Below are 10,603 nucleotides of genomic sequence, written 5' to 3' on the forward strand. Positions count from 1 at the left end.
CTTCGAGCCCGCCCCCGGCCGGGGCCGCGGTGGCTCAGAGGGCGGCGGGGCTCCGGTCCGGCACGCAACGGCCTTCCTCTGTACGGTAGTTCCAGCGCGCGCCGTCCGTGATCAGCTCCCGTACGGCACTGACGAACCGCTCCACGTGCTCGTCCGGCGTGCCCGCGCCGAAGCTGACCCGGATGGCGTTGAGCGAACGCCCCTGGCCCTCGGCCGAGGAGCCGCCCGGCGCGGCGTCCGGTGAGCCGCACTCCCCCGGGTCCGTCGGCTCACTGCCCAGCAGGGTGCGGACCAGCGGGTGGGCGCAGAAGAGACCGTCCCTGACGCCGATGCCGTACTCGGCGGACAGCGCGGCGGCGAAGTGCGAACTGTTCCAGCCGTCCACCACGAAGGAGAGGACGCCGACCCGGGGCGCGTCGTCGCCGAACAGCGACAGCACCCGCACCTGCGGCACATCGGCGAGCCCGTCCCGTACCTTCGCGATGAGCTGCCGCTCCCTGGCCACCAGGGTGTCGAACCCGGCCTCCGTCAGCGCCTTGCAGGCCGAGGCGATCGAGTAGACGCCGATCACGTTCGGCGAACCGGCCTCGTGCCGGGCGGCCGTCGTGTGCCACTCGACATCGACCCCGCCGTCCGCGCGCCGTGCCACCGTGCGGCTCGCCCCGCCACCGGCGAGGTACGGCTCGGCGTCCCGCAGCCAGTCCGCCCGCCCGGCGAGCACCCCGGAGCCGAACGGCGCGTAGAGCTTGTGCCCGGAGAACGCGATCCAGTCGGCGTCCAGCTCCGCGATGTCCACCGGGTGGTGCGGCACCAACTGGGCGGCGTCCACCACGATCCGCGCGCCGTGCGCGTGCGCCGCGTCGGCCAGCTCCCGTACGGGCCACAGCTCACCCGTCACGTTCGACGCGCCCGTCACACACACCAGCGCGGGTGATCCGTCCCGCTCCCGGTCGGCCAGCGCCCGCTCCAGCGTCTCGACGGCCTCGCCCGGGGAGCGCGGCGCGCTGAGGTAGGTCACGTGGACCCCGTCGCGCTGCTCCCAGGGCAGCAGCGAGGCGTGGTGCTCGGTCTCGAACACGAACACCCGGGCGCCCTGGGGCAGTACGGAGGCGAGCAGGTTGAGCGAGTCGGTGGTGGAGCGGGTGAAGATGACCTGGTCCCCGTCCCGGCAGCCGAGGAAGGCGGCGACATCGGCCCTGCTCGTCTCGAAAAGGTCGGTGGAGAGCTGCGAGAGGTACCCGGCGCCGCGGTGCACGCTGCCGTAGTACGGGACGTAGGACGCGACGTCGTCCCAGACCCTGCGCAGCGCGGGCGCGCTGGCCGCGTAGTCCAGCGCGGCGTACTCGACCTCGCCGCCCGTGACGAGCGGAACCCGCACACCGGCGCCGAGGACCGGCAGCGGCTCGAAGGTGACGCCCTCACAGGCGGGGTCGGCGGAGGCGGTCCCCTCAGGGGAGGCAACGGAAGCAGAGGCGTCGGACGTGGAGGCGGAAGCGACGAAAGGGCGCGTGGACATGGCGAGATCTCCCGGCAGGACAGAGCTTCATGAGCGCGGGGCTTCATGGCTGTGTGGCTACGACGAAACGCACGGCCGGTGACCTCACCAGCGAGTGCGGAAACTGCCTCGGCACACGCGGAAGGCGTGCGGAGGGACGGGGGACGGGCCGAAGGCCCTATCGCATTCGCTGGTTCACGGAAGAACTCCCTCGACCACCAGGACCCCTGGCCGCTTCACTCACAAGAGAGTGCGAGGGGTCCGCGCTTGCCGTAGACCTCGCTGCCTACGGCCTGGTCATCACCCGGGGCACCCCGCCACGGACGGAGGGTTGCCGGACAGCGGGCCGGGGCCTGCATCGCTGTCACTCGTGACCTGCGCAGCATCATGCCACACCACGATCACGGCGCAAGCCCGGTCCGGATCGTGAAACGCGCCGTGCCGGGGCCGGTCCCCGCGCCACAGCGGCGCGACGGACGGCGAGCACCGCGCCGACGCGGGCCGGCGGCGGACCGGCGGACCGCGCCGCACCGCCACCCGCGCGATCGGGGAGTCTCCAAAGGCGGGGGCCGAGCAAGGCGCCCCGCCGCAAGGACTGCGCGAAGGGCTACGCGTTGCTGGCCGCCACCCACCGCTCCAGCGTGCGTCTGGCCTCACCCGAGTCGATGGACTCGGCGGCCCGCTCGATACCCGCGGCGATCCGCTCGGCCAGCCGCAGCTCCGCCACCGGTGCGGCGGACCCAGCCGGACCGATCCCCTCCAGGGCGACCAGCGCCGCCGCCGAGTTGAGCAGCACGGCGTCCCGTACGGGCCCCTGCTCGCCCGCGAGCAGCCGCCGGGCCACGTCCGCGTTGTGCGAGGCGTCGGCGCCCCGCAGCGCCTCCACGGGGACCAGGTCGAGGCCGACGTCGCGCGGGTCGAACGCCTGCTCCCGCACCTCCCCGCCGCGTACGACCCACACCCGCGAGGTCGCCGTGGTCGTCAGCTCGTCGAGGCCGTCGTCACCGCGGAAGACCAGCGCGCTGGAGCCGCGTTCCGCGAGCACGCCCGCGAGGATGGGCGCCATCCGGGGGTCCGCCACACCGGTCGCCTGCGCCTTCACACGGGCCGGATTGGTCAGCGGCCCGAGGAAGTTGAAGGTGGTGGGGATGCCCAGCTCGCGGCGGGCGGGCGCCACATGCCGCAGCGACGGGTGGAACTTCACGGCGAAACAGAAGGTGATGCCCGCCTGCTCGGCGACCTCGGCGACCCTCGCGGGGGTGAGGTCGAGGTTGACGCCGAGCTTTTCCAGGACGTCGGAGGCGCCGCTGGCCGACGACGCGGCCCGGTTGCCGTGCTTGACGACCTTCGCCCCGGTGCCCGCGACGACCACGGCGGACATCGTGGAGATGTTCACGGTCTTGGCCCCGTCGCCCCCGGTGCCCACGATGTCGACGGTCGGACCGGGGACCTCGATGAGGTTGGCGTGGTCGTACATCGTCCGGACCATCCCGGCGACCTCGGCGACGGTCTCGCCCTTGGCTCGCAGCGCGACGGCGAAACCGGCGATCTGGGCGTCACTCGCCTCGCCGCGCATGACGCGGTCCATCGCCCAGGCGGTGGCGTCCGCGCTGAGGTCGCGGCCGCCGAGCAGTGAGCGCAGGATCTCCGGCCAGGTGTGGGCCGTCGCGCTGTCGCCGCCTGCCGGGGTTACAACGTCCATGGTCCACGCTCCTGGTGGTTGAGTGCGTTACGCGGCCAGCCTATCCAGCGCCGTGAACAGCGAAGAACCCCGTCCAGGCTGCGGACGGGGTTCTGCGCTGTGGCGATCAGCGAGTGATCGGGCGGAAATCAGTGGTGGCCGTGGCCGCTGGTGATCTCCTTGTACTCGTCGGCGGTGGGCTTGGCGATCTGGCTCTCCTCGCCGTACAGACCCTTGGAGAGCTTCACGCGCAGCTTCTCCGAGCGGGTGGGCTTACGCTCCACACCGTTCTCGTCGACCTCCGGCTCGATCTCCAGTGGCTTGTACTGCTCGTGTGCGGTGAGCGTGTGCCGCATGTCCGCCGACAGCGGCTCGTGCACCTCGATGAACTCACCGTGCGGCAGCCGCTTGATGATGCCCGACTCGCGGCCGTGCAGCACCTTCTCCCTGTCGCGACGCTGCAGACCCAGGCAGATCCGCTTCGTGGCGATGAAGGCGACCACCGGGGCGACGAAGAACGCGATGCGGGAGAACCAGGTGATCGCGTTGATCGATAGGTGGAAGTGCGTGGCCCAGATGTCGTTTCCACCGGCGACGAGCATCGTCAGGTAGCTGGTGATCCAGGCGACACCGAAGCCGGTACGGGTCGGGGTGTTGCGCGGGCGGTCCAGCAGGTGGTGCTCCCGCTTGTCCCCGGTGGCCCAGGACTCGACGAACGGGTACACGGCGATGGCCACCAGCACCAGCGGGAAGATCACCAGCGGGATGAACACACCCAGCACGAGGGTGTGGCCCCAGATATTGATCTCCCAGCCAGGCATCACCCGGATCAGACCCTCGGCGAAGCCCAGATACCAGTCCGGTTGCGCACCGGTGGACACCTGATCCGGCCGGTAGGGGCCGATCGCCCATACGGGGTTGATCGTGGCGACGGCCGCGATGGCCGCGATGACACCGAAGACCAGGAAGAAGAAGCCTCCGGCCTTGCCCATGTAGACGGGCAGGAACGGCGTACCGACGACGTTCTTGTTGGTCTTGCCGGGACCGGCCCAGTGCGTGTGCTTGTGCACGAACACCAGGATCAGGTGCCCCACGACCAGGCCGAGCATGATGCCTGGCAGCAACAGGATGTGGATCGAGTAGAACCGTCCGACGAAGTCGTGGCCGGGGAACTCGCCTCCGAAGAGGAACATCGAGATGTACGTGCCGACCAGTGGCACCGACAGGATGGCGCCCTGGGTGAACCGGACACCGGTGCCGGAGAGCAGGTCGTCCGGCAGCGAGTAGCCGGTGAGGCCGGTGAAGAGTCCGAGGACCAGCAGCAGGAAGCCGAAGACCCAGTTCATCTCACGCGGCTTGCGGTACGCGCCGGTGAAGAACACGCGCATCATGTGCACGAACATGGCGCCGATGAAGATCAGCGCGGCCCAGTGGTGGATCTGCCTTATGAGCAGACCGCCGCGGACCTCGAAGCTGATGTCCAGCGTCGACGCGTAAGCCTCCGACATCCGGATGCCCTGCATGGGGACGTACGGGCCGTCGTAGACGACCTCCCCCATGCTCGGGTTGAAGAACATCGTGAGGTACACACCCGTGAGGATGATGATGATGAAGCTGTAGAGGCAGACCTCACCGAGCATGAAGGACCAGTGGTCCGGGAAGATCTTGCGCAAATTGGCCTTGGCGAGGCTGTATACGCCCAGTCGGCTGTCAGCCCAGTCGGCGACACGCTCGCCTGCTGGAGCCTTCTTGCGCCGAGTGTCAGTTGCAGTACTCATCCGCGCTCCCAGTAGGCAGGACCGACGGGCTCCGCGAAGTCGCCCATCGCCTCAAGGTAGCCCTTGTCGTTGACCGTGATCCGAAGCTGCGGCAGGGCGTGACCCGCCGGACCGAAGATCACGCGGCCACCATCGGTCAGGTCAAAGGTCGACTGGTGGCAAGGGCACAGCACGTGGTGCGTCTGCTGCTCGTACAGGCTGATGGGGCAGCCGACGTGCGTGCAGATCTTGGAGAAAGCGACGATGCCCTCGTGCGACCAGTCCAGTTCGCGCTTGTCCTTGATGTTCTCCGGCTGCAGCCGGACGATCATGAGCGCTGCCTTGGCGATCTCGTTGTTGAAGTCGTGGTCTTCCTCGCTGAGACCCTCGGGCATGGCGAACGTCAGCGAACCGACGGCGATGTCCTCGGGGCGAAGCGGCTCATGCGTGTTCTCGTTGATCAGCATCTTGCCCTTGCCCCACTTGGAGTGCCGCAGCATCGTCCCCGGCAGCGGGCCGAGGTCGCGCAGCAGTACCAAGCCGGTGAGCGGCACCATCGCCATGGCGCCGATCAGGGTGTTGCGGACCAGCTTGCGGCGGCCGAGATCCGACTCGCGCGCACCCTCCTTGAACCCGGCGATCACCTGCTCCCTGACCTCGGGAGAGGCTTCCATCGAGTGCCGCTCCTCGGGCACCTCGACGTCCGTCATCAGGGTGCGGGCCCAGTGGATGACGCCCGCGCCGATGCAGAACAGCGCCAGACCGAGAGTGATTCCCAGGGAGAAGTTGAGCGCGCTGATCCGCCCGAACGGGAAGATGTAGACGATCTTGTCGACCGGGAAGGTCACGTAGGAGGCGATGAAGCCCACCGTGGACAGCATCGACAGGGTGAACAGACCGGCGACCACGCGCTCGGAGCGCTTGGCGGCCTGCTCATCAATGTCCTGAACTCGATGTTCGTGGGGCGGCAGCCCCGGGTCGGCGAACGGATCATCCGTCGTCGCCAGTGCGCCGCTGTCAGCGGCGTCCTGCTGCTGTGGCAGGTTCTCTTCTGAATTGTCTTGGCTGCTCATGACTTCTTGGCCTTCGTGGTCCGGGCTGCGACCCAAATGGTGATGGCGATCAGGAGCCCCAGGCCGAAGATCCAGGCGAACAACCCTTCAACAACCGGGCCGAGTCCACCCAGCATGAAGCCACCAGGGCTATCGCTGTCCTCGCCGTTCACCTTGTCGAGGTAGGCGATGATGTCCTTCTTCTCCTTCTCCGGCATGACCGTGTCGGGGAAAGACGGCATGTTCTGCGGACCGGTCGTCATGGCCTCGTAGATGTGCTTCGGGTCCACACCAGTAAGAGTGGGCGCGTACTTGCCGCCACTGAGCGCGCCGCCCTTGCCGGAGAAATTGTGGCACTGGGCACAGTTCGAACGGAAGAGGTTGCCACCGTTGGCAGCATCTTCTGAGCCATCGAGGCTGTACTGACTCTTGGTGGGCGTCTCCGGACCGGCACCGAGCGAGGCGACGTACGCCGCGAGCTGCTCGGTCTCAGCCGCGGAGTACACCTTGGGCTTCTTCGGGGCCTGGGCACCGTTCTGCTGGGCCGGCATGCGGCCGGTACTCACCTGGAAGTCCACGGCGGCGGAGCCGACGCCTACCAGGCTCGGACCGTCGGATGAACCTTGGCCGCCAGTGCCATGGCAGCTTGCGCAGCCCACGGCGTAGAGCTTTTTGCCCTCGTCGATGGCGAGGGAGGTCTGGGCCTCTTCGGCCTTGGCCTTGTCCGCGGGCGCGAACGCGGCGTAAAGCCCCCCCGTTACCGCCAGCGCGAAGAGTAGGACGACCAGCGCCGCCAGCGGGTGGCGCCGTCGTGCGGAGAGCTTTTTCACGGATTACCCCGGTGTCAGGATCTTCTGCGTCAGTACTTCTTGCGGCGTCTTCGTTGAGACGCGGGTCCGGTACGGGACCGGTTACTTGATCATGTAGATCGTGGCGAAGAGGCCAATCCAGACAACGTCGACGAAGTGCCAGTAGTACGACACGACGATGGCCGCCGTCGCCTGCTCGTGAGTGAATCTCTTAGCCGCGTACGTCCTGCCCAGGACCAGCAAGAAGGCGATGAGTCCGCCTGTCACGTGCAGCCCGTGGAAGCCGGTCGTCAGGTAGAAGACCGAGCCGTACGGGTCGGACGAGAGCGAAAGCCCCTCGTGCTTGACCAGCTCGGTGTACTCGAAGACCTGACCGCCGACGAAGATCGCACCCATCACGAAGGTGACCACGAACCACATGCGCAGCTTCTTCACGTCGCCTCGCTCGGCGGCGAAGACGCCGAGCTGGCACGTGAGGGAGGAGAGCACCAGGATCGTGGTGTTCGTCGCCGAGAACGGGAAGTTCAGCGCATCGGCCATTTCCTTCCAGTGCTCGGCTCCCATCACCGATCGGAGGGTGAAGTACATCGCGAAGAGGGCCGCGAAGAACATCAGCTCGGAACTCAGCCAAATGATGGTTCCGACACTGGTGAGGTTCGGCCGGTTGACCGACGGGTGCGCGTGCCCGGTATCTACTGCTGTTGCTGTCGCCACGACCGACATTATGTCGGTCGCTTATCCCGCCCTCACCTCGGGGGGTGCCGTTCGGAGTGTCAAGGCTGTTCAAGCGGCTCATATGGCCTATCGAGGCGGTCCCCCGAAGGGGGGAACCCGCACGGACGGCCCAACGCCGGGTCCCCGCCGCCACATGTCCTGACGGGCCGTTGGTCCGATCTTGGATGCGTGCAACCCCTCCTCCCGGCGGCCCTTGGCGGCGTAGCATCCGCGCAACGGACCCACTCCGTACCGAGCTGCCCACCTGCCTGGAGGAATGATGCGGCCCACTGCCACGGTGCTGGTCTACAGCGACAACGCGGGCACCCGCGAGCAGGTGCGGCTCGCCGCGGGGCGGCGCCCCGCCACCGACGTACCGCCAGTCGAGTTCCTGGAGTGCGCCACGCTCCCCGCCGTCCTTGAGGCACTGGAAGTCGGGGGGATCGATGTGTGCGTGCTGGACGGCGAGACAGCGCCGGCGGGCGGCATGGGCGTCTGCCGGCAGATCAAGGACGAGATCTACGACTGCCCGCCGGTGCTGCTCCTCATCGGCCGCCCCCAGGACGCCTGGCTGGCGACCTGGAGCCGCGCTGAGGCGGCTGTGACGCATCCGGTGGACCCGGTGTCCTTCGCGGACGCGCTGGCGGGCCTGCTGCGCGAGCGGCGGGCCGTGGGCACCTGACCGCGCACGCGGGTCCGGCCGGGCCTCAGCGCCTCCCCAGCGGGCCTTCCTGACCGCCCACGGCGCGGCCTGACGCCCCGGCACCGCCGTCAGATGGCCGGGCGGAGCCTGGCCGCGTCGGCGGGGCCGCTGCCCTCCCTGGTGCCGCCGGTCAGGGCGCTGCCCTCGCGCCACTCCTGCCAGGACAGGTTCCAGTCGCCGAAGCCGTTGTCGAACGGCGTCATCGTCTCCCCGGCGCTGCCGACGACCCTGACGATGTCGCCCTCCCGGACCGTGTTGAAGAACCAGTGGGCGTTCTCGGTGGACATGCCCGTGCAGCCGTGGCTGACGTTGGCCGCGCCCTGCGAACCGACCGACCACGGCGCGGCGTGCACGTACTCACCGCTCCAGGTGACCCGGGTCGCCCAGTGCACCGGCAGGTCGTACGACTCGGAACTGCCCTCGGCGATGCCGATGCTGGTGCCGCGCATCCGCACGAACGACTCCTTGCCGAGGATCACCTTGACGCCGTTGCGGGTGTCGAATCCCGGCTTGCCCGTGGTCACCGGGATGGTGCGGATCACCTGGCCGTCGCGCAGCACCGTCATCTGGTGGGTGGCCGCGTCGGTGATGGCCTCGATCCTCGCGCCTGTACGCAGCTTCAGGGGCTTCGCGGGCCCCCCGTACAGGCCGTCGGCGACCTTGATGCCGTCCAGGCCGCTGCGCACCGTGATGGCCGCCCTGGCGGGCCAGTAGTCACTCGGGCGGTAGTGCAGGGTCCGGTCGTCCACCCAGTGCCAGCCTCCGTCCACGCTGGGCTGTGAGCTGACCCGCAAGGAGCGTTCCACGACGGCGCGGGCGGCCTTGCCCTTGACGGGGGCGCTCAACTCGGCCGTGACGGGCTGGCCGACGCCGTACGTGCCGTTGTCGGGGCCGAAGGCCACGCGCAGCAGCTTGTCAGCCGGGGCCGTGTCGAAGCCGATCGTCTTGCGGCCGGGGGCTCCGTGCTTGTTCTCTGTGCTCACACGGACCGTGTAGTGGGCGCCTGCGGCCAGCGGAGCGGTGCTGCGCCATCTACTGCCGTCGGCGGCGAGTTCGCCCCGTACATAGCGCCCTGCGGCGTCGGTCGCCGTCACATCGGTGATCCGGCTGTCGTCGTTCTTGGCGGTCACTTCGAGTGGCTTGTCCGGGTTGGCCCTGCGGTCGTCCCTGGTGCCGTTGAAGGCGATCTGTTCCGCCGCGTCGTACGGCTTGTCCTCCTGCGAACCAGAGGAGGAACCGCCGCACGCCACGGCTCCAGCCGCGAGCGACGCCACCAGGGCGCAGCTGAGCGCTATTCGGTATCCAGAAGTGTGGCTCATGACCACACGCTAAGAAGAATGGCCGGATTCGGCGCGTCCAGTGCTGCAAACGAGGGGCGGTGGCCACCCGCGCCCGCGTACGCGTGAGGCCCGGACACCTCGCGGGTGTCCGGGCCTCGTGCGTGAACCTTGTGGGCCTTACTGGGTGCGGTTCTCACCCCGGTAGTACTCGAAGACCCAGCCGAAGATGCTGACCAGGATGATCGGGGCGGAGAAGTACATCAGCCACCAGCCGAAGACGACGCCCAGGAAGGCGAACGCGCTGCCGACCGCGAGGAACAGCGGCTGCCAGCTGTGCGGGCTGAAGAAGCCCAGCTCACCGGCGTCGTCAGCGACATCGGCGTCCTTGTTGTCCTGCGCTCCGGCGTCCACCCGGCGCGCTGTGAACGCCAGGTAGTAGCCGATCATGATGCTCAGCCCGAAGGCCAGGAAGAGCGCGGTCGTACCGGCCGGCTCCTTCGACCACACGCCATAGACGATCGCCATGGCGAGGATGAAGACGGCGAGCCAGATGAACATCCGGCCTTGGATCTTCACTTGCCGGCCTCCTTGCCACCCGCGAGGGCCTTGTCCGCGCCGTGCCCGACGTTCTCCAACTGGTCGAGCGCCGCGATCTCCGGGTGGTGCAGGTCGAACGCCGGGGATTCGGAGCGGATGCGCGGCAGGGAGGTGAAGTTGTGCCGCGGCGGCGGGCAGGACGTCGCCCACTCCAGGGAGCGGCCGTAGCCCCACGGGTCGTCGACCTCGACCTTCTTGCCGTACTTGGCCGTCTTCCAGACGTTGTAGAAGAACGGCAGCACGGAGAGACCGAGCAGGAAGGAACTGATCGTCGAGATCGTGTTGAGCGTGGTGAAGCCGTCCGCCGCGAGGTAGTCGGCGTACCGGCGCGGCATGCCCTCGGCGCCCAGCCAGTGCTGGACGAGGAACGTGCCGTGGAAGCCGATGAACAGCGTCCAGAACGTGATCTTCCCGAGGCGCTCGTCGAGCATCTTGCCGGTGAACTTCGGCCACCAGAAGTGGAATCCGGAGAACATCGCGAACACGACCGTACCGAAGATCACGTAGTGGAAGTG

The 10,603-nt window shown here is 68.4% G+C and carries 10 protein-coding genes and 1 riboswitch; of the genes, 1 reads left to right on the forward strand and 9 read right to left on the reverse strand.

What is annotated here, in order from left to right; genetic code table 11:
• Window positions 1-34: 34 nt before the first annotated feature.
• The 6 genes from AC5P1B_RS16560 to ctaE form a co-directional block, all read right to left on the reverse strand.
• A complete protein-coding gene (locus AC5P1B_RS16560) occupies window positions 35-1,516 on the reverse strand; it encodes an aminotransferase class V-fold PLP-dependent enzyme (protein WP_493887909.1) in 1,482 nt (493 codons plus the stop codon).
• A gap of 237 nt (window positions 1,517-1,753) precedes the next feature.
• Window positions 1,754-1,871, reverse strand: a riboswitch (SAM riboswitch).
• A gap of 231 nt (window positions 1,872-2,102) precedes the next feature.
• Window positions 2,103-3,197: an anthranilate phosphoribosyltransferase gene (gene trpD / locus AC5P1B_RS16565; protein WP_493887910.1), complete on the reverse strand. Its 1,095-nt coding sequence runs from the start codon at window positions 3,195-3,197 to the stop codon at window positions 2,103-2,105.
• A 128-nt stretch (window positions 3,198-3,325) separates the two neighbouring features.
• Window positions 3,326-4,954 carry a cytochrome bc1 complex cytochrome b subunit gene (gene qcrB / locus AC5P1B_RS16570; RefSeq protein ID WP_493887911.1) on the reverse strand — a complete coding sequence of 543 codons (1,629 nt, stop codon included), beginning with the start codon at window positions 4,952-4,954 and terminating at the stop codon, window positions 3,326-3,328.
• Complete coding sequence (qcrA, locus tag AC5P1B_RS16575; RefSeq protein ID WP_493887912.1) at window positions 4,951-6,006, reverse strand: cytochrome bc1 complex Rieske iron-sulfur subunit; 1,056 nt, start codon at window positions 6,004-6,006, stop codon at window positions 4,951-4,953. The genes qcrB and qcrA overlap by 4 nt, the downstream gene beginning before the upstream one ends.
• Entirely contained in the window at window positions 6,003-6,815 is an 813-nt protein-coding gene (qcrC, locus tag AC5P1B_RS16580) for a cytochrome bc1 complex diheme cytochrome c subunit (protein WP_493887913.1), read from the reverse strand. Before qcrC ends, qcrA begins: the two co-directional genes overlap by 4 nt.
• A gap of 81 nt (window positions 6,816-6,896) precedes the next feature.
• A complete protein-coding gene (gene ctaE, locus AC5P1B_RS16585; protein WP_493887914.1) occupies window positions 6,897-7,517 on the reverse strand; it encodes an aa3-type cytochrome oxidase subunit III in 621 nt (206 codons plus the stop codon).
• A gap of 271 nt (window positions 7,518-7,788) precedes the next feature.
• Here ctaE and AC5P1B_RS16590 point away from each other — a divergent pair, with 271 nt between their 5' ends.
• A complete protein-coding gene (locus AC5P1B_RS16590; RefSeq protein WP_493887947.1) occupies window positions 7,789-8,190 on the forward strand; it encodes a hypothetical protein in 402 nt (133 codons plus the stop codon).
• An 89-nt stretch (window positions 8,191-8,279) separates the two neighbouring features.
• Here the strand turns inward: AC5P1B_RS16590 and AC5P1B_RS16595 are convergent, their stop codons facing one another.
• The 3 genes from AC5P1B_RS16595 to AC5P1B_RS16605 form a co-directional block, all read right to left on the reverse strand.
• On the reverse strand, window positions 8,280-9,530 hold the full coding sequence (locus AC5P1B_RS16595) for a L,D-transpeptidase (protein WP_493887915.1): 1,251 nt from the start codon (window positions 9,528-9,530) through the stop codon (window positions 8,280-8,282).
• A gap of 138 nt (window positions 9,531-9,668) precedes the next feature.
• Window positions 9,669-10,067, reverse strand: a complete 399-nt coding sequence (locus AC5P1B_RS16600) for a cytochrome c oxidase subunit 4 (protein ID WP_493887916.1) — start codon at window positions 10,065-10,067, stop codon at window positions 9,669-9,671.
• Window positions 10,064-10,603, reverse strand: a 540-nt coding sequence (locus AC5P1B_RS16605; RefSeq protein ID WP_493887917.1) for a cbb3-type cytochrome c oxidase subunit I, incomplete at its 5' end; no start/stop codon positions are given. The genes AC5P1B_RS16605 and AC5P1B_RS16600, both read right to left, overlap by 4 nt.

It is taken from the genome of Streptomyces sp. A01 (assembly GCF_059026195.1).

Excerpts from the sequence above, each read along its gene's own strand:
- AC5P1B_RS16560 (WP_493887909.1), bottom strand. The coding sequence starts at position 1,516 with ATGTCCACGCGCCCTTTCGTCGCTTCCGCCTCCACGTCCGACGCCTCT.
- trpD (WP_493887910.1), bottom strand. The coding sequence starts at position 3,197 with ATGGACGTTGTAACCCCGGCAGGCGGCGACAGCGCGACGGCCCACACC.
- AC5P1B_RS16590 (WP_493887947.1), top strand. The coding sequence starts at position 7,789 with ATGCGGCCCACTGCCACGGTGCTGGTCTACAGCGACAACGCGGGCACC.
- ctaE (WP_493887914.1), bottom strand. The coding sequence starts at position 7,517 with ATGTCGGTCGTGGCGACAGCAACAGCAGTAGATACCGGGCACGCGCAC.
- qcrB (WP_493887911.1), bottom strand. The coding sequence starts at position 4,954 with ATGAGTACTGCAACTGACACTCGGCGCAAGAAGGCTCCAGCAGGCGAG.
- AC5P1B_RS16595 (WP_493887915.1), bottom strand. The coding sequence starts at position 9,530 with ATGAGCCACACTTCTGGATACCGAATAGCGCTCAGCTGCGCCCTGGTG.
- qcrA (WP_493887912.1), bottom strand. The coding sequence starts at position 6,006 with ATGAGCAGCCAAGACAATTCAGAAGAGAACCTGCCACAGCAGCAGGAC.